This is a genomic window from Pseudoalteromonas obscura (genome assembly GCF_030135505.1).
Classification (GTDB): domain Bacteria; phylum Pseudomonadota; class Gammaproteobacteria; order Enterobacterales; family Alteromonadaceae; genus Pseudoalteromonas; species Pseudoalteromonas obscura.
Window position 1 is genome coordinate 1 of sequence record NZ_JASJUT010000012.1, and the last position, 24,725, is coordinate 24,725.

The 24,725-nt window shown below is 44.0% G+C and carries 18 protein-coding genes; 9 read left to right on the forward strand and 9 right to left on the reverse strand.

The genetic code is table 11. From position 1 onward, the window contains the following. Window positions 1-386 precede the first annotated feature (386 nt). Both gppA and rhlB read right to left on the reverse strand, forming a co-directional pair. Entirely contained in the window at window positions 387-1,889 is a 1,503-nt protein-coding gene (gppA, locus tag QNM18_RS21625) for a guanosine-5'-triphosphate,3'-diphosphate diphosphatase (protein WP_211012515.1), read from the reverse strand. Between the two features lie 30 nt (window positions 1,890-1,919). Next, entirely contained in the window at window positions 1,920-3,203 is a 1,284-nt protein-coding gene (gene rhlB / locus QNM18_RS21630) for an ATP-dependent RNA helicase RhlB (protein WP_211012516.1), read from the reverse strand. A 92-nt stretch (window positions 3,204-3,295) separates the two neighbouring features. Between rhlB and trxA the strand changes: the two genes are divergently transcribed. The 3 genes from trxA to QNM18_RS21645 all read left to right on the forward strand — a co-directional run bounded on the left by trxA (window position 3,296) and on the right by QNM18_RS21645 (window position 6,499). After that, complete coding sequence (gene trxA / locus QNM18_RS21635; protein ID WP_211012517.1) at window positions 3,296-3,622, forward strand: thioredoxin TrxA; 327 nt, start codon at window positions 3,296-3,298, stop codon at window positions 3,620-3,622. A gap of 208 nt (window positions 3,623-3,830) precedes the next feature. After that, window positions 3,831-5,090, forward strand: a complete 1,260-nt coding sequence (rho, locus tag QNM18_RS21640) for a transcription termination factor Rho (protein WP_023399073.1) — start codon at window positions 3,831-3,833, stop codon at window positions 5,088-5,090. Between the two features lie 131 nt (window positions 5,091-5,221). Next, window positions 5,222-6,499 (forward strand): methyl-accepting chemotaxis protein, encoded by a 1,278-nt coding sequence (locus QNM18_RS21645; protein WP_284138409.1) that lies wholly within the window; start codon window positions 5,222-5,224, stop codon window positions 6,497-6,499. Here the strand turns inward: QNM18_RS21645 and QNM18_RS21650 are convergent. After that, a complete protein-coding gene (locus tag QNM18_RS21650; RefSeq protein WP_211012519.1) occupies window positions 6,476-9,301 on the reverse strand; it encodes a tetratricopeptide repeat-containing hybrid sensor histidine kinase/response regulator in 2,826 nt (941 codons plus the stop codon). The genes QNM18_RS21645 and QNM18_RS21650 overlap by 24 nt on opposite strands. 92 nt (window positions 9,302-9,393) lie before the next feature. On the opposite strand from QNM18_RS21650, the gene QNM18_RS21655 reads away from it, so the two are divergent. Beyond that, entirely contained in the window at window positions 9,394-9,996 is a 603-nt protein-coding gene (locus tag QNM18_RS21655; RefSeq protein ID WP_247687504.1) for a DNA-J related domain-containing protein, read from the forward strand. 20 nt (window positions 9,997-10,016) lie between these two features. On the opposite strand, the gene dbpA is transcribed toward QNM18_RS21655, so the two are convergent. Beyond that, a complete protein-coding gene (gene dbpA, locus QNM18_RS21660) occupies window positions 10,017-11,399 on the reverse strand; it encodes an ATP-dependent RNA helicase DbpA (RefSeq protein ID WP_417714858.1) in 1,383 nt (460 codons plus the stop codon). Window positions 11,400-11,617: 218 nt separating this feature from the next. On the opposite strand from dbpA, the gene QNM18_RS21665 reads away from it, so the two are divergent. Together QNM18_RS21665 and QNM18_RS21670 are read left to right on the forward strand one after the other, a co-directional pair. Beyond that, window positions 11,618-13,027, forward strand: coding sequence for a M20/M25/M40 family metallo-hydrolase (locus QNM18_RS21665; RefSeq protein ID WP_284138410.1), 1,410 nt, complete (start codon window positions 11,618-11,620; stop codon window positions 13,025-13,027). Window positions 13,028-13,112: 85 nt separating this feature from the next. After that, window positions 13,113-13,889, forward strand: a complete 777-nt coding sequence (locus tag QNM18_RS21670; protein ID WP_211012521.1) for a sel1 repeat family protein — start codon at window positions 13,113-13,115, stop codon at window positions 13,887-13,889. On the opposite strand, the gene QNM18_RS21675 is transcribed toward QNM18_RS21670, so the two are convergent. Beyond that, window positions 13,874-16,489: an EAL domain-containing protein gene (locus tag QNM18_RS21675; RefSeq protein WP_247687505.1), complete on the reverse strand. Its 2,616-nt coding sequence runs from the start codon at window positions 16,487-16,489 to the stop codon at window positions 13,874-13,876. The two genes, QNM18_RS21670 and QNM18_RS21675, sit on opposite strands and share 16 nt — an antisense overlap. A gap of 288 nt (window positions 16,490-16,777) precedes the next feature. Between QNM18_RS21675 and ubiD the strand changes: the two genes are divergently transcribed. The 3 genes from ubiD to QNM18_RS21690 all read left to right on the forward strand — a co-directional run bounded on the left by ubiD (window position 16,778) and on the right by QNM18_RS21690 (window position 19,652). Further along, window positions 16,778-18,253, forward strand: coding sequence for a 4-hydroxy-3-polyprenylbenzoate decarboxylase (gene ubiD / locus QNM18_RS21680; RefSeq protein WP_211012523.1), 1,476 nt, complete (start codon window positions 16,778-16,780; stop codon window positions 18,251-18,253). A 143-nt stretch (window positions 18,254-18,396) separates the two neighbouring features. After that, a complete protein-coding gene (gene fre / locus QNM18_RS21685) occupies window positions 18,397-19,110 on the forward strand; it encodes an NAD(P)H-flavin reductase (protein WP_211012524.1) in 714 nt (237 codons plus the stop codon). Between the two features lie 131 nt (window positions 19,111-19,241). Then, a complete protein-coding gene (locus QNM18_RS21690) occupies window positions 19,242-19,652 on the forward strand; it encodes a CBS domain-containing protein (RefSeq protein WP_023399063.1) in 411 nt (136 codons plus the stop codon). A 13-nt stretch (window positions 19,653-19,665) separates the two neighbouring features. Here QNM18_RS21690 and add read toward each other — a convergent pair whose 3' ends face one another. The 4 genes from add to hemC form a co-directional block, all read right to left on the reverse strand. Beyond that, a complete protein-coding gene (gene add / locus QNM18_RS21695) occupies window positions 19,666-20,661 on the reverse strand; it encodes an adenosine deaminase (protein WP_284138411.1) in 996 nt (331 codons plus the stop codon). Window positions 20,662-20,831: 170 nt separating this feature from the next. Continuing rightward, the gene (locus QNM18_RS21700) at window positions 20,832-21,956 is read right to left on the reverse strand and encodes a heme biosynthesis HemY N-terminal domain-containing protein (protein ID WP_284138412.1); all 1,125 of its coding nucleotides are present in this window, start codon (window positions 21,954-21,956) and stop codon (window positions 20,832-20,834) included. Further along, window positions 21,953-23,773, reverse strand: coding sequence for a uroporphyrinogen-III C-methyltransferase (locus QNM18_RS21705; RefSeq protein WP_284138413.1), 1,821 nt, complete (start codon window positions 23,771-23,773; stop codon window positions 21,953-21,955). Before QNM18_RS21705 ends, QNM18_RS21700 begins: the two co-directional genes overlap by 4 nt. 1 nt (window position 23,774) lies before the next feature. Then, window positions 23,775-24,713 carry a hydroxymethylbilane synthase gene (gene hemC, locus QNM18_RS21710; RefSeq protein WP_211012529.1) on the reverse strand — a complete coding sequence of 313 codons (939 nt, stop codon included), beginning with the start codon at window positions 24,711-24,713 and terminating at the stop codon, window positions 23,775-23,777. Window positions 24,714-24,725 lie beyond the last annotated feature (12 nt).

Below are 24,725 nucleotides of genomic sequence, written 5' to 3' on the forward strand. Positions count from 1 at the left end.
TCTAATTCTTTTGCTCCTGAATCAAGAGCTGTTAGAACTCAATCTGTACGAGTGCCCACACAGATGATTGCTTCATATTTTTAAAGAACAGTGTAACTAACCCTTGGTTAGTTACCGCAGCATTGCTGCGAAGTGGAGCGCCATATTAACCGCTTCACTTTTAAAGTCAACTAGAAAGTTTAATTTTTCTTAATTAAGCTTTCCGTTTAACTTTCACCTTCACTTTGCTTCTTGCTTTTCAGCGTGTTGTTCCGTGTCAGTGGGTGCGCATTATAGGGGGATTTGAGATTGACGCAAGCGTTTTTTTGATAAAAATACAAAAAAACGCTCAACAGAACAAAACACAACCAAAACACGTGATTTCAGCTTGTTTTTTGAGCAAAAAGCTATTCACTTTCTACATTTAGAAGCCACCCACACTTTTCTTGGTATCGCGCTTCTTGTTCTAGTTCACTGCACATAAGAGGATGTGCATCTAACCAACTTTTAGGCATCGTGAGTGTCAGCGTTTCCGGCTCTGAAGCCGTCAGGAATAGTTCTGGTAAAACATCATCCTGTCGACGCATAGATAAGATCACACCTATGCGGAGCAATCGGATCAAGACTTCCGCTAAATGTTGATTAACACCCAACTTAGAAAACGAATCGGTATCTATATCAAGACGATGGCAGCTCACTAAAGCCGCAATAAGCTGTTTTTGCGCACGTGTATACCCGGGCATTACACTATTATTCAGTATATATGCACTATGAAGGTGATACTCTTTGAAGTCGATCAATAAGCCAATTTCATGCATCACAGATGCAGCTTTAAGCGCGTCACTGCCAAAACGCATGTCTACAGACCAGTACCCTTGTAGCTGCTTTAAGAAACCATTACTAATTTCAAAAACTCGCTGTGCTTGTAAATTATCTACATGGTAACGTGCCATAAAACAGTTGAGAGTACGCTTTCGAATGTCTGCAACACTCAAGTCTTCAATCATACTGTACAATACACCTTCACGCAGTGCACCGCCCGCCAAACCCATATATTCAATTTCTAAAGATTCAAACAAGGCAATTAAAATTGCGAGGCCTGATACAAATACTAAGCGTCTTTCCTCACTCAACCCTGGGAGGTCGAGCTGTGGGATTGTTTTGCATTCGCTCGCAAGCGCCTTGATATCGTATAACTTGTCCAGTGATAGATATTCATCTAGACCTAGTGCCGAGAAAATTTCCTGAATTGCCTGTACCGTACCCGAAGCGCCTATCGCGAGCTCCCAACCAACCTGTTGAAATGCGGTGACATGAGGAGCAATTGTATTTTTTGCCGCAGCGATGGCGCTGGCAAAGTTTTCTTCACTTAACTGGTCATCTTTAAAAAACTTTTCTAGGTAAGTAACACATCCCATATTCAGGCTGTGGTAAACCTCCGCATCAAAGCCTCTGCCTATGACAACCTCTGTACTTGCGCCACCAATATCCACAACCAGTTGCTTGCCGTGACATGCCGATGTATGGGCCACACCTTTATAGATCGTACAAGCTTCAAGTTCACCACTAATAATTTCTATTTTATGGTTCAGTATACTTTGTGCTCGCTGTTTAAATTCATCAGCATTCACAGCCAAGCGCAATGTCGCTGTTGCAACAATCTTTATATTTTGCGCTGGAATATCCTGCAGTCGCTCAGCAAATAAAGACAGACATTCCCACCCACGCTCCATCGCTTCTTGTGATAAAACATTTTGTTCATTTAGCCCGGCAGCTAACCTAACTTTGCGTTTCACTCGGCCAATTGTATGGACTCCCCCTGCCATGTGCTTTGCAATAAGCATATGAAAACTATTAGAGCCCAAATCAATGACGGCATATACATTATTTAGTGGTGAGTTGTATCCCACGCTTGTAACCTCTACTTACCTTTACTGCTTTTAACTGTGCTTAGGCGATGACTTTTGGTAATTACCTTGACGTCTAGAATTACCACGCTTCCTTTGACCAGCAGGATAGTTTCTACGATGCTGCTTTACTGGCGCTTTTAAATCATCCAGAAGTGCAGACTTATCGTAGTGAGAAATGGGAATAGCATGTTCAATATACTCTTCTATCTCATGTAAGTTGTATGCATACTGCTCACACGCAAAACTAATTGCATGCCCAGAAGCACCAGCTCGCCCTGTACGCCCAATGCGGTGTACGTAGTCTTCTCTGTCATCTGGTAAATCAAAGTTAAATACATGACTGACTTCAGGAATGTGCAATCCTCGAGCAGCAACATCTGTTGCTACAAGCAAATCTAAATCACCTTTAGTGAACTTAGTTAAGATTGACAACCGCTTCTTTTGATTCACATCACCTGTTAATAAGCCAACTCGATGCCCATCAGCTTTTAGCCATTCGTACACGTTTTCACAACTATGCTTGGTATTAGCAAACACGATTGCTTTATCTGGCCACTCTTCCTCGATTAGCGTTAAAAGTAAAGGCAATTTGTCCTCTTGTGAGGGTTGAAATAATTCTTCTTGAATTCGTTTGCCAGTTTTAACATCAGGTTCTATTTGAACATGTACCGGGTTGTGCATGTGCTCAAATGCCAACTCTTGAACTCGATAAGACAGCGTCGCAGAGAAAAGTAGGTTCATGCGATCTTGCGTACCAGGCATGCGATTAAACAAATAACGTATGTCTTTAATAAAACCAAGATCAAACATACGGTCTGCTTCATCTAATACAACAACCTCTATACTATTTAGGTTAAAAGCCCCCTGTTTATAGAAGTCAATGAGCCTTCCCGTAGTGCCAATTAAAATATCAACACCTTTTTCTAGCTGTGCCCGTTGTTTTTCATATTCTTCGCCACCATATACTAGTCCTAGTTTTAAATTACAGTGCGGTGCGATGATTTGAGCATCTTTGTGAATTTGTATTGCAAGCTCTCGTGTCGGAGCCATTATAATGGCACGCGGCTGTACCGAAGTTTGCTGCTCTGGTTGCGATTGCATTAAACGATGACAAGTCGCTGTCAGGAACGCCAATGTTTTACCCGTTCCTGTTTGCGCTTGACCCGCAATGTCCCTGCCTTCACATACGTAAGGCATACACTTTGCTTGAATTGGCGTACAATATTCGAAGCCATTCGCTGTTAAACCGGCGACCACTTCCGGTGCTAAAGCAAAGTCTGAAAATTTCGTGTTGGTCAAATGTGTCTTAGTCATAGCAATAAAGCATAACGTTTAAACTTGCAATAAGAAACAAGAGTGTTTAAATACGCACTAAATAATTCGCCAAATTTCTATCGGAGAACGTAATGAGCGACAAAATAATTCAATTAACTGACGATAGCTTTGAAGCTGACGTACTAAATGCAACAAGCCCAGTTCTTGTGGACTTTTGGGCAGAGTGGTGTGGTCCATGTAAAATGATCGCGCCAATTCTTGATGAAGTAGCTGATGAATTTGATGGTAAAGTGAAGATTGCCAAGCTGAACATAGACCAAAACTCTGGTACACCAGGTAAGTTTGGTATTCGTGGTATTCCTACGCTACTTCTTTTCAAAGATGGCGCAGTTGCTGCAACTAAGGTTGGCGCACTATCTAAATCTCAACTGGTTGAGTTCTTAAACGAAAACGTTTAAAAAAATATTAAAAACCCAAATACTGCGTATTTGGGTTTTTACTTTTGCTGACTAGCGACAACTGAAAGATAAATGGATTTATTTTTTGTATAAAGACTGGACGACTCGCTAGCTAGCTGCTAACTTATAGAGCCACTAACCTTTTATCGAATATCAACTCAATCCCTCGTGCGACGAGAAGACAACGTTAATTAAAGAACCCACCAATATGCATTTACGCGAACTTAAAGACAAGTCAATAAATGAGCTTGTAAAACTTGCCGAGTCAATGGGACTCGAAAACGTAGCCCGTCTAAGAAAACAAGATATAATCTTTGCGATTTTGAAAGCGCACGCAAAGAGCGGCGAAAACATCTATGGCGGCGGTGTTTTAGAAATTCTCCAGGACGGTTTTGGCTTTTTACGCTCTTCCGAAGCTTCATACCTAGCGGGGCCGGATGACATCTATGTATCGCCGAGTCAGATCAGACGCTTTAGTTTGCGTACTGGTGATTCAATTAGCGGTCTTATCCGTCCACCTAAAGATGGCGAACGTTACTTTGCACTGTTGAAAGTAAATGAAGTCAACTTTGATAAGCCAGAAAACTCTCGAACTAAGATCCTATTTGAAAACTTAACGCCAATTCACGCGAATGAACGTTTAGTTATGCAACGTGGTAACGGTAGTACTGAAGATATCACAGCTCGAGTTTTAGACCTTGCTTCACCAATTGGTAAAGGTCAACGTGCACTAATCGTTGCACCACCAAAAGCTGGTAAAACAATGTTGCTACAAAACATTGCGCAGTCTATCTCTTACAACAACCCAGATGCGACATTAATGGTACTACTGATCGACGAACGTCCAGAAGAAGTAACAGAAATGCAGCGTTTAGTACAAGGTGAAGTGGTTGCTTCAACCTTCGATGAGCCGGCGAGCCGTCACGTACAGGTTGCTGAGATGGTGATTGAAAAAGCAAAACGCCTTGTAGAGCATAAAAAAGACGTGGTGATTCTACTTGATTCAATCACACGTTTGGCACGTGCTTACAACACGGTTATTCCTTCTTCTGGTAAGGTATTGACTGGTGGTGTTGATGCTAACGCACTACATAAGCCAAAGCGTTTCTTCGGTGCTGCACGTAATGTAGAAGAAGGCGGTAGCTTAACCATTATTGCAACAGCACTTATTGATACTGGTTCTAAGATGGATGAAGTCATCTACGAAGAATTTAAAGGTACTGGTAACATGGAATTGCACTTAAATCGTAAGATTGCTGAAAAGCGTGTATTCCCTGCAATAGACTTCAACCGTTCAGGTACACGTCGTGAAGAATTACTGACTAAGCCTGATGAACTACAAAAGATGTGGATCTTACGCAAGATTGTACATGAAATGAGTGAAATAGATGCGATGGAGTTTTTAATCGATAAACTCTCAATGAGTAAAACAAACGATGAGTTTTTTGACTCCATGAAACGCAAATAAAAAAAACCTGCTTCGGCAGGTTTTTTTTTACCCTTCTTCAACTTGGATTTAGCTCTAATTTAGACTATACCTATTAATCTAATTGGAAAAAGTTTCTAGTTTTTAAACTCATAGAAAGGAGTATCAAGTATATGCGTTTAAACGTCGGTGTCATTAGTACCACGTGCGCCAACATTGTTATCACAGTACTTTGCGCTGTTTATTTTGATTTTACTTTAACAGCCACACTTCTCTTATGTACCTTAATGCTCCTTAGCGCCGTGCTTATTTATTTCACGATTTCAAAGTACGTCAATAAGGGGAATTATCTTGATGACCTAATTAATGCGCTGCTATCAGAAACTCACATTGACCTAACTTACAGATTTGATGATCAAGATAAAAAGCTCCCCCCAGCTTGTTTGGCTCTCAATGCCGGACTCGCAACCATAGAGCATTTGATCTGCGAAGTGTATACCTGCTCGGCTAGGTTGGGTCCTATGGCTGATGACCTTAGGGATACGTACGCTTCCATGACTCAAAAAGCAACTATTCAACATGCACATGGTGCAGATTTAGCTGAATCGATAAACCGTATGTTAGTTGTTTCCAGAGAGCTGGATGAGAACCTAGAAAAAATCTACAACTCTGTCGAAAGCGCAACCGAAGCAGTCAAGAAAACGAGAATTGATACCGATAAAAGCCAAGAAAGCTTGCTCAGCCTTGCTAACCATATTCGTCAAACTAGCCAACAAATTGAAGTGTTAAAAGCAGATAGCGATTCAATTAGTGCCGTGATAGATGTCATCAACTCAATTGCCGAACAAACTAATTTATTGGCATTAAATGCCGCCATTGAAGCTGCACGCGCAGGGGAGCAAGGGCGTGGTTTCGCAGTTGTTGCAGATGAGGTGAGAAACTTAGCTGCTCGAACAAGCCAATCTACGCAGGAAGTACGCACTATGGTCAGCAAGATCCAAGCGGGTACAGATAGCGCCCACTCTTTAATGTTGCTCGCTTTAGAAGAAACAGATAAAACAGTTCAATTATCAGAGGCGTCAACCAGAGAAGTGGATCAAATAGAGCATGCAATGTTAGATATTAACGCTATGTCTCACAGCATTCATACTCAGGTATCCCAACAAAAAGAAGTTTCGGACGAGGCTCAATCAAGTATTGAGTCCATGGTTGAGCTCAACTCTGACGCATTATCTAGCTCTAAAATTCAGGCTGTATCGAGCAAGGACCTACTGAATTTGTCTTCAAGCATCCACGAAAAGCTGAGTATATTTAAAACCGAAACGCCCGAACCAGATTTAGATCCTCGAGTTGATAAAAGTCGTGCGCATCAGCCTGCAACCAGTATTGAAAAAGCGCAAACGATGCACATCGAGGAAGATCAAGAATCAAGTGATATCGAACTGTTCTGAATAGGACTGTACTTTAAGCTCATCGCACAAAATCAAAAATAAGTCTTGGTATTGTGCGCTGTTTTGCTCTTTTAATGCTTGTTCGAACTGCTTCGCAATATCTGCAATTGGTGTAAAACCAAATACGGATGCCGCACCTGCTATTTTATGACAGTGGTACTGTAACCCGTCATAGTCGTTTTCCTGCCACAAATCTATTAACTTGTAGCGCTCTTGTTCTAGAGTAGAAGCAAAGCTCTGTTTTAGATCCGTCATATCCAAGCTCATATCTGTATCATTGAACTTTTCAACGTATTCACCCAGTTCGGCATGCAATACCTCAACTAGCTTGTTGTGTTCAATCGGTTTACTTAGATGGCCATCAAAACCATAATCCAGATAATAACTGATCTCGTGTTCCATTACGTTTGCCGTCAACGCATAGACAGGCCCTTCAAACCCGGCTTGACGCAATAATTTTAAAGCCTCTAAACCATCCATTTCAGGCATTTGTATATCCATAAGCACTAAATCTGGAAAGCTGCTCAGGCACTTTTCAACCGCCTGCCGCCCATCGACTGCGGACTCAACCTTAACACCTAGCTGACGTAAAATCCGCTCGAACAATGCGCGGTTATCATCGTGGTCTTCAGCCACTAACACTTCGCCATTAAACATCGCTCCTAGCCCTATTTGTGGTATCCGCTCTGATACCGCATAGCTTGATGCATTCAAACGCGTACATGGCAGCCAAAAAGAAAATTGACTGCCTACATGTTGCTCACTGACAACCCGGATTGTCCCTCCCATCATATTTGCCAGTTGCTGTGACAGGCTTAACCCTAACCCGGAGCCACCAAAACGCCTTGTAATACTATTATCGCCTTGCTGAAAGTAGTCGAAAATCTTATCTAGCTGCGATTGAGGCATACCTATGCCCGTATCACTTACCGTAAATAGTAGTCCATTCTCAGAGTATTCCGCTATTAATTCAACATGACCTTCACGGGTAAACTTAATCGCATTGCTCAATAAGTTGATAAGTACTTGTTTGACCCGAACGTAATCTAAGCAGACCAGACACGGGCTATCTAACTGGTGGTCAACGATCAGCTCGAGGGACTTTTCCATACAAGGGTGATGGAACATATCGGTGACATCAGTTAGCAATGACTCAACATTAAACTCTGTCATCTCCAGTTCTAACTGCTCAGCTTCTATTTTGCTGAGATCCAGCACATCGCTAATTAACTCCTTTAAATGTTCCCCCTGCCGCACGAGCACTTCCAGTGGCTCCTTTAGCTCAATGTTGCCCTGATTTTCACGTAGCATGTTTTCACTATAGCCAAGAATAGCGGTAAGTGGTGTTCTGATCTCGTGGCTAATATTAGCTAAAAATTGGCTTTTTATCTGGTTAGCACTTCGCAGCTGATCTGCTGTTTTTTGTAATTCTGCGGTACGCTGTGCTACTTCATGACGAAGGTCCAATTTGGCTTTGCGTTCGATACTGCGCCGATACCATGCAACCAAAGCCAAAAATGCAAAGCCAATAACTAAGCAACTCATCCAAATTAACTGTTGTTGCTGTTGCCGCTTCAGCACTTGAAGTTGTTGATCCTGTTTCAATTGTGCCAATTCTCGACTCAACTCACTTTCTTCAAATTGAGTTTGGTACTTTTCAGCTTCTTCTAATAGGGTTTGATTTAACAGCTCAGCACGCCCTTTGTTATATTCTGCCAATATGGACAGTGCCTGTGCAGTTTCCCCCTGAGCAGATTTGGCCAACGCAAGTAACGACATCGCTTTGTACTCACGTAAAGTTGCACCTAACTTTTTACTTATTTCCATACTGCGTTGAGAAGACTCCATAGCAGATAAGGTGCGACCATTAATTAAATCGAGTTGTGCCCGCACGTGCAACGCTTCTGACATATTAGATAAATTTCCCGATTTTTCTGCGTAATAAACCGCAAAATTCACCTCTGCTTCCGCTCGCTCTACCTCTTCGAGGGCAACGCTGACTTTTGCTAAGTTGGTATATTCGTATGACAAGTGTTTAATATCATTTGCAGCCTCATAGTAGTCGACGGCTTGTTGCAATAGCACACGTGCCTCTTCATAGCGCCCTGTTTGAGTATATACCACCCCCAAGTTTGCTTGAGAGAGCGCTAGGCCATAACTGTCTGAAAGCTCATTAAAAAGCTTGATTGCTTTAGCAAGTAATTCCTCCGCTTTTTCATAGCGCAGTAAGCGAATATACACACCAGCAATATTTAGGATAATATCTGCTTCATCCTGCTCATTGCCATGTGTTTGATAAAGTGAATACGCCTGCGTAAAGGAAGACAATGCATTGACTAAGTCATGCATTTTCAAATACGACAAGCCTAAATTATTTTGAATATGCGCAATCTCTATTGCCGGCATGTGTGATTGTGCAAGGATCAGTGCTCTGGCATACTCTTTCTGTGACGCGGCAAATCCACCGGAGTGATACCAGCCAATTCCTTGCATTTTAATTGCCTGAAACAGCAATTCCGGGGAATGCTCTGCGTTAACTGCAAGCTCTAGCTCTTTAAAGTACCCAATACCATCATTCAAATGCCCTGCTTCAAAGGCAAGCTTCCCCATTTGTTTTAACAAAGCTCTTCTTTGCTCTGACACCAATTGAGGATGACTCAGTAGTTGCTCCGCAGCCATTTTTTGCTCTTGCCAACGCTCTAGCTGAGCAATATTTTCCATTTGCTGCTCCAGTGACCGTATATCACTTAAAGGCTGTGATGCAGTTGCCTGAATACCTAAACTCAGTATCACTATCAACATGCAACATGTCTTTATTAATGCCATCCGTGTTAACCCTAATTTGCAATAGCGTAATATTTCATCAACAATATCTTAGGCAATGAAGATACACTATGTTTACAGAACGAACAATGACCAACCCATTACTTGATGCTATTTTTGAAATTATCACTACTGGCGAGCATTTAAAGATCCATGATCTCGCTACTCAGCTGAAGTCTAATAAAGCGCTGCCTATATTAGATCCAGACCCTCATAAAGAGTTGTTTAAGAAAAACTTTTTAATCATGAATGCGCTATATCAGCTACAAGATGAATTGCATACTTGCGGTTATACTTTACATGTCTCAAACCTAGATATTCATATACAGCTCACACAGCCAATTGACCTCAACCTAGATGCTCAGCCACTAGAGACAAGAGATCCACTTAAAGCGTATTATTTAGATTGGAACAATTATGAAACGACTAAAGAAGAGGTTGAATCTTTATTGAGTGACTTCTGGCAAAAATACCTACATACACCTGCACGATTGACCGATAAGGATAGAGCCAACTTACAAATTAAGTGGCAACTTCCCACTCAATACACAGCCACTCAGTTGCAAAAGCGCTGGCGACAATTAGCCATTGCCAATCATCCAGACAAAGGCGGTTGTACCGCGACCTTCCAACAACTAAAACAAGAGTATGAGCAGCTTAAGGGCACACTTTAAACCGCTCATATTAACGTTAATTAAACTAAGCGCTTTGCTTTAACGCGTTTGCCTTTTATTTTATCTGTTTGTAACTTGCGAATAGCCGGCTTCACTGCATCACGGTAAATCGCTACATATGCTTGATTGTCTTGCACCGAAATATGACCTATCTGTGCAGAACCAATACCGTTCTCTCCTGTTAAGCAACCGACAATATCGCCCGCTCTAATCTTTTGCTTTTTGCCCACATCGAGTATCACAGTTACCATGGTTGGCTTGTATACTGGCTTGTCTAACAGGCTCAATGGAGGTGTTGGTGACGGGTTAAACTCTCGTTCATACAATTCACTTAACTGGGTAACTTTAAACTTTTCGTTTTCTCCATACAGTGAGCAAGCAAAACCTTTCTTGCCACCTCGACCAGTGCGCCCTACCCGATGTACATGTGTTTGCGGATCAAGGGCCATATGATAATTCACAACCATATCAATATCTTCGATATCTAACCCTCTTGCAGCCACATCTGTTGCAACCAACACAGAGGCACTTTTATTGGCAAACCGCAAAAGCATTCTTTGCCGTTCTATCTGAGCGAGATCACCATGCAAGACAACCACTTGCAGCCCCGTTTGCTGTAATTCACTGTACAACTTTTTGGTTTCTACTTTGGTATTACAAAACACAATGCAACTTTCTGGTTTATGTTGTAGAAGTAACAGCTTCAAAGTGTTGAAGCGTAACTTATTATTCTTTAATGCGAAAAACTGCTGCTTAATTTGCTTATTAAGTGTTTCTGTTTCACCTTTGACCAAAGCTGGTGATTGCATAAAACGACCGGAAAGCTGCTCAATGTCTTTTGGGTAAGTTGCACTGAACATCATCGTCTGACGTGTTGGTGGCACATACACAGCAATGTTTTCAATGGCATCAATAAAGCCCATTTCTAGCATTTGATCTGCTTCATCTAAGATGAAATGGCTGACTTGGGTGAGATCTAAAGTCCCTTTAAAAAGGTGCTCTTCAATACGCCCTGGCGTGCCAACAATAATATGCGCACCGTGCTCAAGAGAGCTAATTTGCGGCCCAATCGGCTCTCCGCCACAGATGGTCAGTACTTTCACATTTGCGAGTGACTTAGCTAATTTGCGCACTTCTTGCGCTACTTGCGAGGCCAGCTCTCTGGTTGGCGCAAGGATCAAACCTTGTGTTAGTTGCACACCTGGCTTGAGCTGTTGCAACATTGCCAAACTAAATGCCAACGTCTTACCTGATCCCGTTTTTGCTTGCGCAACCACATCTTTACCTTCTAGAAGCTCGGGTAAAGCTTGGGCCTGAATTGGCGTCATTTTACTAAAGCCCGCTTTGGATAGTGCCTCCATAAGCTCTGAGCGCAAAGAAAGGTGAGAAAATAGCGAATTCACATGAATGTCCTGACAAATCAAATTGCAGTAATTTTAACAAACATCTACTACCTAGGTATACAACCATATCCCCTAAGCATTCTAGCCAAGATGGCGGGTCATCATTGCATAAATACAACTTATCTACAGCGAGTGCCCATGCAGTTCATCTTATTAACGTTTTAATCAAAAAGCTTCGATGTCAAAATGAAGCTCATTTTATCTATCAAGGATTAATCATGAAACATGCATTTCGTACGCTGATACAATCCAGCATACTTCCGCTTGTGACACTGTGTGCGAGCCAACTTGCTCAAGCACAAGAATTTACAAAAGCTGAGCTAGAGATGGTTGAAAAAGTGCGTGAACACGCCCATAACAGTAATCTTAGCTGGCAATTAGTCGAATCTCTCACCACTGAAGTCGGTCCACGCCTTCCCGGCACTGAAAATGACAAAATGGCAGTCGCGTGGGCCAAACAAAAGTTTCAACAACTAGGCTTTGACAAAGTATGGTTGGAACCTTCCAAATTTCCAGAGTGGCGCCGTTATCATGAGTCAGGGTTTATCTTGACACCAAGTAAACAACCCCTTCATCTTACTGCTTTGGGTAACAGTATCAGTACACCGAAAAAAGGCCTGACAGGTGAAGTGGTATTATTTGAGACTTTTGATGAACTAAAAGCTGCGCCTGCGGGTAGTCTTGAAGGTAAAATTGCCTTTATAAACTATCGAATGAATCGCGATATTGATGGCAATGGATATGGTCCAGCCGTGAAAGCACGTAACAAAGGCGCTGTTGAAGCAGCTAAAAAAGGCGCCATTGCTTATATGATGCGCTCTGTTAGTACCAGTCATCACCGCTTTGCCCACACCGGTGGTAGCCACTACACCAAAGGCATCACGAAAATTCCAGCGACCGCTGTTGCCAATCCAGATGCCGATCAACTGGCACGTCTAGTAGCCTTGGGTAACCCTGTGAGAGTGGAGCTAAATATTCAAACTGAAGATTTGGGCGAAGGCACAAGCTATAATGTCATCGGAGAGATCACCGGCACTAAATACCCTGAGCAATATGTACTACTTGGCAGTCATCTCGACTCTTGGGATTTAGGAACTGGCGCACTGGATGATGGTGCAGGCGTTGCACTGACTATGGCTGCTGCAAAACACATTGCCGATCATACCCAACCTGAACGCAGTATCCGTGTTGTCCTATTCGCCGCTGAAGAATTGGGTCTATGGGGAGCAAAAGCGTACTTCAAGCATTATGAAAAACGCCTAGGTAATATTGTTGCTGCTGCAGAATCTGATTTTGGCGCAGATGTCGTATATGCATTTGAATCAAATGTAAATGCCGCATCGTTACCAGTGGTTCGAGCGATTGCCGAGCAACTAAAACCGCTAGGCGTTAAATATATTCGCAAGAATGAAGCGCGTGGCGGGCCTGATCTGATCCCTTTAAGACAAACTACATCGGCACCGATTTTCGATTTACATCAGGTGGGTACAGATTATTTTGACTACCACCACACTGCTGACGATACGTTGGATAAAGTCGATCCAGAAAAACTGAAACAAAACACCGCTGCATACGCGGTATTTGCTTTGATGGCTGCCAACGCTGAAACAAAAATGGCTGGTAAGTAACCTAGCTTTATGCCAAGGCAAAGGCATGTTATCTTTGTCTTGGCACGCTACATAATGATAATTAAAATCAACCACGGAGCTGGCGATGATTAAACACGCAATCTTTCGTTCTCACGACATCATCTCTGAATTACTAAGTCGCTACAAAGCTATTGTTATCGCATTTATTATCATTGCTTTTTGTGCCCATTGGATTGCCAAACACCAGCGCACACAACAGCTACAGTACACTTGGTTAGAGGCACCAAAAGTGGATGATGTCATTATGGTCGATATAGGTAAAATGCAGACTGACCGTGTCTATCAGGCGCAGTATCGTATTGCCCAAGTCATTGCAGTCAATGACAGTCAACTTACGCTCAAACAAGGTCGCTACACTTACGCCAGAAAACGAGATGCAAGACGTGCCATTCAACTTGATAATTTAATGGTGGACGATTATTTTCAAGCAGCGCCTTGGCATATTCCCAGATCACAAGTTATGCCCTATTATCAAAGCGGTGCCATTTACGCCGCATATCGGCCCAATGATATTTATGTATTGGGCGGTATTGTCAAACAGCGAGCCTTGCCTCACTTTCCAAAACACCAGCGTGCCGCTTTATCCGCAGAAAATAGTCAAGGGATAGGCTTGTATCAGCGCGGTGAGCTTGTCGCTGCCAGAGAGGCCTTTGAACTCGCAGCAAAGAGCAAAGATCAATGGGGTATGTATAATTTAGCAACCATGCTGATAGCAGCAGAGGGCGGTGAGCAAAACTTACAACGAGGATTTGAACTACTCAAATCAGCCAGTGCACAAGGTAACGTAAAAGCCAAAGAAGCACTTACATCCTTATGCACGCTGCATCAAATTTGTGAATGATCTGTGCGCGTTTGATATTTTAATAAAAAAGCTTCAAATTCGGCGGCACTGCTGGGCTTAGAGTGCAGATAACCTTGGGTGTAGTCACAACCTAGCTGCTGCAATAAGGCGAGCTGAGCAGGTGTTTCCACTCCCTCAGCGATCACGATGAGATTTAACTTACTCGCCATTGAGATGATCGCACTTATTAGGGTTTTATCTTCTTCATCATCAGGTAAATCTTTGATAAAGGCGCGATCTATTTTAAGCTTAGACAATGGAAAACGTTTCAAATACCCCAGTGATGAATAGCCAGTGCCAAAATCATCTATAGCTAGCCCCACGCCCATCACACGTAATTGCTCCAATTGACGCTCTATATCATCCGAATTATCAGCCAGTACCGTTTCTGTGATTTCGAGGGTCAAACATTCCGCAGGCAAGCTAGTATCTCTCAATACTTTTTCTACCAATGCCACCACATTTTGGCGTTTAAACTGTGTGCTCGATACATTGACCGAAACAAAAAATGGCTGCTGGGTCTTATTGAGCCAAGCTCGCGCCTGTGCACAGGCTTGATATAATACCCACTCTCCCATTGCCATGATCAACCCTAACTCTTCGCTGATGGGAATAAAGTCGACTGGCGAAACCTCTCCTAACGCGTCATTATGCCAGCGTAGTAGCGCTTCACAGCCAAGCCGGTTGTCGCCAACAATAGGCTGATACACGACTCGCAATTCTTGATTAGCAAGCGCTCTGTGCAGTGCACCTTCTAGTTGGCTGCGCGCTTTGGCATGCTCATGCATGGCCGTGGTGAAAAATTGAAAGCAATTGCGACCATTCTCTTTCGCTTTATACATCGCGCTATCAGCATTGCGTAACAACACTTTGCGATCTTCCCCATCATCTGGATAAAAGGTGATCCCCATACTTCCAGACACATAGGCTTCATGGCCTTCAAGATGAAATGGCGCGCTCAGTGCTTTGAGCACCTTTTCCGCGACCTTCTCCATATCACTGATCAATTCCATGTCAGGCAGCAACAATGCAAATTCATCTCCACCTAATCGCGCGACAGTATCTGAGTTTCGAGTACACTCGCGAATGCGATTTGCAGCTTCAATTAACAATAAGTCACCAATATGGTGCCCTAAGGTATCATTCACCGCTTTAAATCTATCTAGATCTATAAAACACACCGCCACTCGCGTTTGTTTGCGCTGCGCCTGACCTAAAGCAATGTCGAATTTTGCGTGATAATGATGACGATTAGCCAGACCTGTTAAGTTATCAAAATTTGCCTGTTGCCACATCAGTTGTTCATTGCGTTTGCGTGACGTAATATCATTAAAAAGCGCGACATACATATCTATATCGCCGTGCTGATTAAATACCGCAGAGACCTGTAACCAACTGGGATATACCTCACCGTTTTTACGTTTGTTCCAAATTTCGCCTTCCCAGTGTCCCCGTGAACTCAGCGCATCATACAGTTGCGTAAAATAAGCTGTATCGTGACGCCCAGAGTTAAAAATAGCGGGCGTTTTCCCCATCACTTCTGGACCGGTAAAACCCGTTATATCGGTGAATGCTCGATTGACCATTTGAATACAGTTGTCTTTGTCAGAAACCAGTACCCCTTCACTGGTTGTTGAAAATACCGTGCTGGCAAGTCTTTGTTCTTTTTCATCCGCTAGGCGCTGGGTGATGTTTTGCAACAAATAAATATGACCATATAGACCTCCATCGTGATCCATTACATCGGTTTTACTAATCTCAACATCCAAAGTGCCAAAGTTGGTGGTGATTTGACACTCTTTTGGTTCAAATTGTATTTGCTCTAAGCAAATGCACGTCGATAGTACTTCCGCAATGGCTTTGCCATCGAGCTCCCCCATATCTTGATAGGCTGCTCGGTTGGCCGACAGCACCTTATCATTCACATCGGTGAATATGAGATAGTCACCAATGGCATCAAATATCGCATTCAGTCTCGCTCGATGGAATTCAGAGCGCTTTTTCGTTTTGCGCAGCCGTAAAAACCCCCAACCCAACAATAAGGTTGTTCCGACAAATATCCCCATTACACTGCTGAGCAAAAAGACTTGCACTGTGCTCGCGTGTTTTATTTCTTGTGTTTGCTGTGCAACTTGTTGCTCCAAGTTGCTCTGATAGTGCCACAGTGCTTGCTCAAGCTTACGCCGCTCGCTCACATCCTGGATGACAGAAAAAAGCAGTGCACTACCGTCTTCATCCATAAAAGGAGATGAATAAACAGACACGGTGCGATTATCACCAGACGCTAAACGATGCTGAAAAATAAAGTAGTTACGCCCTTCATTTAGCGCAGAGAGACGTTCTTTTTCCACTTGCTGTGGAGAGAATTGATTAATCTCTTGAATATGTAAGGCTTCGAGCTCTGCTTTGTTATAGCCGTAAAAATCCGCCGCCGCTTGATTGGCACGGACAATTTTGCCACTACTGGGCTCGATCAATAACATCACGGCACTATGGTTATCAAACACCTCACTCGGGAGTGTTTGTGATAAGACTTTAGGCGCATGAAGCCCAATACAAGCAAAGAGCAGTCGCTGTGCTATTTTTGTTATTTTCTTCAAGCCGCCTCCACCCAATACCCGTCGACTCTCACAGAATATAGCCTATACACTAGGGCATTGAAACTAAAGAGTGAGTATCATGAAGAAAAATATGATCAGTGTTAAACCAATTACTTATTAATACTTAATAGAATGTAATGACCTAATTACAACAACAAACGTATGCTATCCGTTACAAATAAATTCACCTCGTGTGACATCAATGGGCTGTTTGAGTATGTGCTGGCTCGAGGGGAATTGATATACTCAGCCATACCGAGAAGCGTACTCACTGCGTAACAGGCAAAAATGAAATATAAAGACTTAAGAGAGTTTATCGAGTTGCTGGAAAAGCAAGGTGAACTCGTGCGTGTCAGCCAACCAATTTCCACCAAATTAGAAATGACAGAGATCGCCGATCGCACACTACGTGCTGGCGGCCCCGCTATTCTTTTTGAAAACCCAGAAGGGTTTGATATTCCCGTACTCGCAAATCTGTTCGGCACACCCAAACGTGTTGCCATGGGCATGGGCCAAACTGATGTCAGTGAATTGCGTGAAGTAGGCAAACTGCTGGCATTTTTAAAAGAGCCGGAGCCACCAAAAGGTATCAAAGAAGCTATCGGACAGATCCCTGTTTTCAAGCAGGTACTTAATATGCCTGCTAAAGAGGTTAAAAAAGCCCCTTGCCAGCAAGTTGTGCTCACTGGCGACCAAGTAGACCTTACCAAGCTGCCAATTCAGCACTGCTGGCCGGGTGACGCCGCACCACTCATTACTTGGGGACTGACAGTCACTAAAGGTCCGCATAAGAAGCGCCAGAACTTGGGTATTTATCGCCAACAATTGTTAGGCAAAAATAAGATCATCATGCGCTGGTTGTCACACCGTGGTGGTGCGCTTGATTTTCAAGAGTGGTGTAAAGAACACCCAGGCAAGCCTTACCCAGTATCTGTCGCATTGGGCGCGGATCCTGCGACCATATTGGGTGCGGTCACACCTGTACCTGATACCCTCAGCGAATATGCGTTCGCGGGTTTATTGCGCGGTAGTAAGACAGAAGTCGTTAAATCAATTTCCAATGATCTTCAGGTTCCAGCCAGTGCTGAAATTGTCCTTGAAGGTTATATCGAGCAAGGTGAAATGGCACCTGAAGGACCATATGGCGATCATACTGGTTACTATAATGAAGTCGACGACTTCCCAGTTATGACGGTGACCCATATAACTCATCGCGAAAACCCTATTTATCACAGCACTTACACGGGTCGTCCACCCGATGAGCCTGCCATTTTAGGTGTGGCGCTGAACGAAGTCTTTGTGCCAATTTTACAAAAGCAATTCCCTGAAATTGTCGACTTTTACTTACCACCCGAAGGCTGCTCATATCGTATGGCAGTCGTGACGATGAAAAAACAATACCCAGGCCATGCCAAGCGCGTGATGATGGGTGTCTGGTCTTTCTTACGCCAATTCATGTATACCAAGTTTGTTATAGTGTGCGATGACGATGTAAACGCACGCGACTGGAATGATGTCATTTGGGCCATTACCACACGTATGGATCCCGCCAGAGACACCACCATGATAGAGAGCACGCCAATCGACTATTTAGACTTCGCTTCGCCCGTCTCAGGCTTAGGCTCTAAAATGGGCATGGATGCAACCAACAAATGGCCAGGTGAAACTGACCGAGAATGGGGTGTACCAATTGTGATGGACGACGAGGTGAAACGTAAGGTCGATGACATTTGGGATAGCCTCGGGATCATGGACAAGAAGTGATCTCGGTAATGCAGTGCGTACTATCTGGCTGTGATTGTTTACAAATTAGGTAAACAATCACCAAAAGCGATATATCAAAATCGCGGGCAAATATGTTACAGTGCGCATACTTTCGCCAAAGTGCTTAATAATTAAGGTTCGAAATGCAAACACTAAAAGCGCGTGTAGAGGCTATTTCCCCTCTCACTGAATTTGTTCATAAAGTGCTATTAAAGCCACAACATGATGCAGAATTTTCTGCGGGTCACTATTTACAGCTCGTGCTTGGCGAGAAAGACAAGCGTGCCTTCTCTATTGCCAGCAGCCCATCTAGAAAGCAAGAGCTTGAGCTACACATTGGCGCATCTGGCGCAGACTCTTATGCGATGCAAGCACTCGACCATCTAAGAGAAGCACATAGTAACGATGCCGATGTTGATTTAGAAGTTGGTTTAGGTGTGTCACAGGTTCGCCCAGAGCAATCGAGACCTTTAGTATTACTTGCTGGCGGTACTGGCTTTTCTTACGTTAAATCAATGGCTGACTACCTTGCAGAAATTAACTATGACCAACCGGTACTATTTTACTGGGGCGTAAAAGAAGAAGCTGCTTTATATGCAAAAGCAGAAATGGAAGCTTGGGCTGACGGAAAAACAAACTTCCAGTTCATCCCTGTGGTAGAGAATGCGTCTGACGATTGGACGGGTCATACTGGGTATGTACACCAAGCAGTAATGAAAGACATCGTATCACTAGAACCATACAGTGTTTATATGGCTGGTCGATTCGACATGATCGGTATTGTCCGCGATGACTTTATCAATCATGGTGCACAGCGCGACTTTATGTTTGCGGATGCCTTTGCATTTATCAAGTAATGCATTTTAATGCGCGGTTATCCAGCCGCGCATACCCATTGAAAAAACCAATTAAAGCGATATAAATAATCAATTTTAAAAATGTTTAAGGGTTGTCCATACTAGTTCTATCACTTAACAGGAGAGCTACCATGGCAAATCAATTTATCGCAGACATCATGTCGACCCAGTTTCCTAAGATCACACCAGATACAGAAATTACCGAGGCTATCGAACAATTGCAAACCTTTGGTCTGTTTGGCGCACCCGTTCAAGATTTTCAAGGTAAATTGGTTGGGTTCATTTCAGAACAACAGCTTCTCGCACCGCTGCTACAAAGCAGTTATTTTTGCGACGGTGCAAACCAAGTTGCTCAACTGATGAGTACAGAAACGTTATCCGTTAAAAAAGAAATGACAGTGGTCGATTTAGCAGCGCAAATGCAGCAAAACAAACCCAAAATTTACCCAGTTGTTGAGGAAGGAAAAGTCATTGCTATTGTCACCCGCAGTCAGGTTATCAATGTACTTAAAGAAAACTACTTAAGCTGCTCAACGCATTGAGCAGCGCATTAGGTTAAGCGTATTTTTGTAATAATGCGTGTTTGTCAGCATCGCTCAAAAAGGCAATGTCGACCGCATTTCTCTGCGCTTGGACGATATCATCCGCGCTCAGTCCAGCCAGAGGCGCGGCTTTTTCGAACTCATTGTCTAACTCAACACCCTGCACAGCTGGGTCGTCCGTATTAATGGTTGCCAAAATACCATGATCTAAAAATTGCTTCAGTGGGTGAGTCTCAATGCTGGCCACTGTGCTCGTCTGTAAATTACTGGTTAAACAAGATTCAATACCAATGTGATTGTCGCGCAAATAATCCATCAGTTTCGGATCTTCAATGGCTTTTACACCGTGACCGATGCGAGTCGCACCTAATTCTTGGATGGCCTGCCAGATACTGCTTGCCCCCTCGGCTTCTCCGGCATGAATGGTTGCGCCTAGGTATGCATCGTGAACCTGTTTAAAGTGATCAATAAACAACTCACCAGGGAAGCCAAGTTCATCACCAGCTAAGTCAATGGCAACTAAATCGTTTTTAAAGGCTAGCAATGCGTCTAGCTCATATTGGCACTTTTCAACACCAAACGTACGAGACATGATGCCAATTAAATTGACTTTGATATCACGCCCGTTACTGGCCGACTTAATGCCATCAACAACCGCTTCTACCACGCCTTGAGGATGCAAGTTATGGTTTTTTGCCATGTAATAAGGACTGAATCGCAATTCAGTGTAATCCATATTTTGTGCAATTGCGTCTTCGACGTTTTCAACTGCAATACGACGACAAGCATCATAGTCACCCAGTACCTTAACACCCCAGTCCAACTTAGCCAAAAATGCCATCAGGTTTGGGGCATTGTCGAGTACTTGCACATGCGGCCTTAAGCCTTCAACATCGTGTGCAGGGAGCGCCATGTTAAACTTTTGACCAAGGTCTAAAATTGTTTCAGCACGCACATTACCGTCTAAGTGGCGGTGTAAATCAAGTAAAGGTAGTTTGGTATTGATCATAAGGCACTCGGTTTGCAGATAAAATTTTTCAGATCATACGCATCTTAAGTTTAGATACAAGGACAATTATCCGCAAAAATAAACTAACCAGACCTCTGACAAATAAACCACTCTGGTGCAACAAGCCACCGCTCAGAACACAAAAAAGCCAGCGATATCGCTGGCTTTTTCTAGCTTTGCTGATCACTCAGTAACAAATAAGCTTTTTCATATTGTCCGGTTTTTGCGAAAGCCAACTCTGCTTGGTGCTGCCACATAGCCTGCCAAGGTGTCTTTGAAAGCGTATCAAAAATTTGTGCCGCCAGCCCGTGATCTCCTTCACCATTGGCTAGACACGCCAAACAAAATAATAGCTCTGTTTGCTCCGGTTGCTTCTTAAGTTTACTTTGAACCAGTTTTCGCAGTTCAATGTCCGCACCGCCTAGATGCTGTAATATCTTTGCCAGTTCGTCCAGCTGATCCTTTTTGAGCAACTTAATCAGCTCTTTACGCACTGGCGCCAATTGACCTGTGCGCACACAGACCGCAATAAACGCCTTGTGACTAAGTAGCTTCAGTGCCCGAGGTAACTCACTTTGCAGTGATTGAATATCTTTATCCGTGTGTTGCGTAATGGCGTCAAAATAGCCGTTAAAAAAGCTGTCCCACTGTTGCTCATTCCAATGCAGCTGTTTATGGCGCTGTACTATCGTCGACAGCAATGTATCCCAATCTTTGGCCTGTAACAGTGCACTGATATAAGCGTGTAGCTCTGTTGGGGAAGCTTTTTTCATTTGTGCTTGCGGTGTCAAACTTTCCAGCGCTTGCTCTTGTTGCTCTGCCGCAAGCCAAAGCTGACTAACTTTACTTTGAGCCGGTTCGCTCAGTTGCTGCAAATACTCCCTCGCCACAACTTTTTGACCTGCATGCAGTGCCGCTTTTGCTTGAATAGCACATTGTTGATCACGCCACTTTTCTGGAAACTCTGCTTTTTGTAAGGCATAGCTTAAACTGTCGTCTTGGCCATTGATGAGCGCCCAAATGCTTTGTTCAAATGCCGCTTCTTGACGCGCTGCACGCTTGTTAGCACGGTGCTTTGAAAGCCCCCCAAAGACACGCCAAATGGCTTTGCTACTTTTAAACGCGATGACTAAAATAGCAAGGGACATTAACAATATAAAGATCAACGAAACCAAAGTGCTTTCTACTGTATAAACCCCCGCAGACACCAATACATAGCCTTTCTCATCGATCAGTAAATGCGCGCCGGCCATCACGATGAAAAACAAAGACACCACCAATAACCATCGGATCATTGCAACCACTCCTTCAATGCTTGAGGTGTGGAGATCTGTGGCACTTTTGTAACCGAATGCTCTGTGCGCTGTAATACCTGCAATCGTTCAAGCACCATGTCGCTCGTCGCGTCGCCACTTCGATAGTAACGCGCCAACGTATTTTTAGCACCGGTCAAAGCCTGATCGAAAATGCTGGCTTGCTGATCCAAAAAGGCAGTTTGTGCTTGTTGTAAATAGCTTCTTAGTTGCGCACGGATCAACTGCTGCTCTTGTGCATCCAACAGCGGGTCGATCACAGGTTTATCATGCTGACGAATTGTCAAAAAATCAGCCTTAATTTTATTCCAGCTACGTATGATATTTGATTGCCAATCGCTGATGTCTTTACTCAGTTGCGCATCCTCTGAAGCGTTCGCTTTTGGCTTATCAATGGTTTTAAGCGGTAATTTATCTACTTGCGAAATCAGCCCAGCCAATTCCATGTATATGGCTTCAGTACTGGGCTTTGGTAATGCACGTAACATCGCGATATCTTGATTGATGGCCAATTTCAAAGCATCCGTCGCCACCTCTTCTGCAATGGCACTCTCTAGGCGCTGAAGAACAATCACTGCGCCCAAGTAGTCGCGTTCACTGGCAACTTTAAACTCGGCGTAACGTGCTAGCGCACGCAGTTCTGAGCTGACCGCACCACCTACTTGTTGGCGGGCTTGAGAGAGCGTTTTCTGCAAACTTTGTTCGACTTTTTGTTGCTGCTTATTTAACTGCGCGGCCATGACTTGCTGCTGTGTTTGCCACTGCGCTTGCAAGTCATTGAGCGTTTTTTGGGTCGCAGTGAGCTGCGATGCCAACTGAGCATTTTGTGCGGCCAACTGCGTCAATTGCGCATCTTGTTTAACCGCTTGCTGTTGATTATAAACATATACGCCACCTGCGCCTGCCACTCCTGTCAAGGCGACCAGCAAGGCAAGCACAGCTGTTTTGCTCAACTTCGCTGTATTCTTAGTTGATTTTTTTTCCATCTGTTGCGGCTCATTAGATGGTATTGAAGCCGACGACTCTTGTTTTTCCGTCATTGCGCTGCCCTGTTGGGAAATTAAACCACAAATCGTCTGTGCTAAGGCCTCATTGCTTGCCCCTGCACTCACCACGATCTGCGTATCGGTTATTTTATACTGTATTTTTAGATGTTGCGCTGTCCGTTCACTGACTACCACAAATATGCGCGCTTGCAACCAATGCTGATGCGCGGCTTGTCGGCTGTTGAATATTGCGTCGACGGCAGCGTTACTCGTCACCACTATACCGTCAATTTTCGATGCCTGCCAGTGGTCTAACCAGTTTTCAGCAGTGTTGTGCTCAGTAACACGTTCATAAACATTACAGGTACTTAGAAGTGCACCACGCGCTTTGAGTGTTTTGGCAATATGCGTTCGACCACCTCGCCCTTTCACTATGACGATGCGCTGTGCCTCTATATCTTGTAACTCAGTCAGCGCCACCACTCCCTCTGAATCTTGGCGCGTTGGCGCAATTGCACTGCGCGATAAACACTGCTTGACCGCTTCAGCAGTTTGCGTACCCACAGCAAAAAGCTGACAGGTCGTGGCTAAAGAAAAACCATCAGCTTGTAATTGCTGCGCAAAGTTCTGCACTGCATCTTGTGAAATGAAAATAATGATGTCAGCATCGCAGGCATCGAGTAATTGCTGTGGTGTGGCCTGGACTGAATTGAGTTTCAGCACTGGTGTGCACAGCGCTGAAATATTTGATTTTGCCAACTCAGTGGCAAGTGCTTCCCCTTTTCCCTGCGGCCGAGTTATGGCAAATTTCACCTTAAGCGTCTCTGTAAACTTCCGCTAATATGCTGTCAGCACCTTGGCTTAGCAGCGCCTCTGCCAGCTGAGTGCCCAGAGCTTGTGCGTCGGCAACATCACCAGTCAATTCTGCCCGCAAAATTTTACTACCGTCAACCGCACCGACAAGTCCACGTAAATATAGCTGCTCGCCCTGTAGCTCCGCGTATGCGCCAATTGGCACCTGACACCCGCCTTCTAAGCGGCGATTCATGGCTCTTTCCGCTAGTACGCGCGCGCGTGTTGGCGCATGCTCAAGAGGTGCTAATAGAGCCTGAATTCGCGCATCATCACTGCGGCACTCAATCCCTACAGCACCTTGACCATTGGCTGGTAAGGAATCTTCAACAGCAACAAAACAGGCAATACGCTCGGCCATTTCTAATCGAATAAGCCCTGCTGCTGCAAGTATGATGGCGTCAAATTCACCAGCATCCAACTTCGCCAATCGCGTGTTAACATTACCACGTAAATCTTTGATCACCAGATCTGGACGGGCTTCGCGAATTTGGCACTGACGACGCAGGCTAGAAGTACCAACAACGGCACCAGCAGGCAACTCATTGATGTGCTTATATTGGTTTGAAACAAAAGCATCGCGCGGGTCTTCTCGTTCACAAATAGTATGCAGCTCTAACCCCGCAGGAAAATCTACAGGCACATCTTTCATTGAGTGCACTGCAATATCAGCTCGCCCTTCAAGCATCGCTTGTTCAAGTTCTTTGACAAATAACCCTTTGCCGCCAATTTTCGCCAAAGGGGTATCAAGGATCTTGTCGCCTTTGGTGGACATCGGTACCAATTCAACAGTTAAGTCTGGGTGAAAGTGCTCTAGCTGCGCCTTTACAAACTCTGCTTGCCAAAGTGCCAAAGCACTTTTGCGTGTTGCAATGCGTACGCTATTTTTAGTTTCTGTCATGTCTTGCCTTGT

Excerpts from the sequence above, each read along its gene's own strand:
- rhlB (WP_211012516.1), bottom strand. The coding sequence starts at position 3,203 with ATGACTAAGACACATTTGACCAACACGAAATTTTCAGACTTTGCTTTA.
- trxA (WP_211012517.1), top strand. The coding sequence starts at position 3,296 with ATGAGCGACAAAATAATTCAATTAACTGACGATAGCTTTGAAGCTGAC.
- rho (WP_023399073.1), top strand. The coding sequence starts at position 3,831 with ATGCATTTACGCGAACTTAAAGACAAGTCAATAAATGAGCTTGTAAAA.
- QNM18_RS21645 (WP_284138409.1), top strand. The coding sequence starts at position 5,222 with ATGCGTTTAAACGTCGGTGTCATTAGTACCACGTGCGCCAACATTGTT.
- QNM18_RS21650 (WP_211012519.1), bottom strand. The coding sequence starts at position 9,301 with ATGTTGATAGTGATACTGAGTTTAGGTATTCAGGCAACTGCATCACAG.
- QNM18_RS21655 (WP_247687504.1), top strand. The coding sequence starts at position 9,394 with ATGTTTACAGAACGAACAATGACCAACCCATTACTTGATGCTATTTTT.
- QNM18_RS21665 (WP_284138410.1), top strand. The coding sequence starts at position 11,618 with ATGAAACATGCATTTCGTACGCTGATACAATCCAGCATACTTCCGCTT.
- QNM18_RS21670 (WP_211012521.1), top strand. The coding sequence starts at position 13,113 with ATGATTAAACACGCAATCTTTCGTTCTCACGACATCATCTCTGAATTA.
- ubiD (WP_211012523.1), top strand. The coding sequence starts at position 16,778 with ATGAAATATAAAGACTTAAGAGAGTTTATCGAGTTGCTGGAAAAGCAA.
- fre (WP_211012524.1), top strand. The coding sequence starts at position 18,397 with ATGCAAACACTAAAAGCGCGTGTAGAGGCTATTTCCCCTCTCACTGAA.
- QNM18_RS21690 (WP_023399063.1), top strand. The coding sequence starts at position 19,242 with ATGGCAAATCAATTTATCGCAGACATCATGTCGACCCAGTTTCCTAAG.
- add (WP_284138411.1), bottom strand. The coding sequence starts at position 20,661 with ATGATCAATACCAAACTACCTTTACTTGATTTACACCGCCACTTAGAC.
- QNM18_RS21700 (WP_284138412.1), bottom strand. The coding sequence starts at position 21,956 with ATGATCCGATGGTTATTGGTGGTGTCTTTGTTTTTCATCGTGATGGCC.
- hemC (WP_211012529.1), bottom strand. The coding sequence starts at position 24,713 with ATGACAGAAACTAAAAATAGCGTACGCATTGCAACACGCAAAAGTGCT.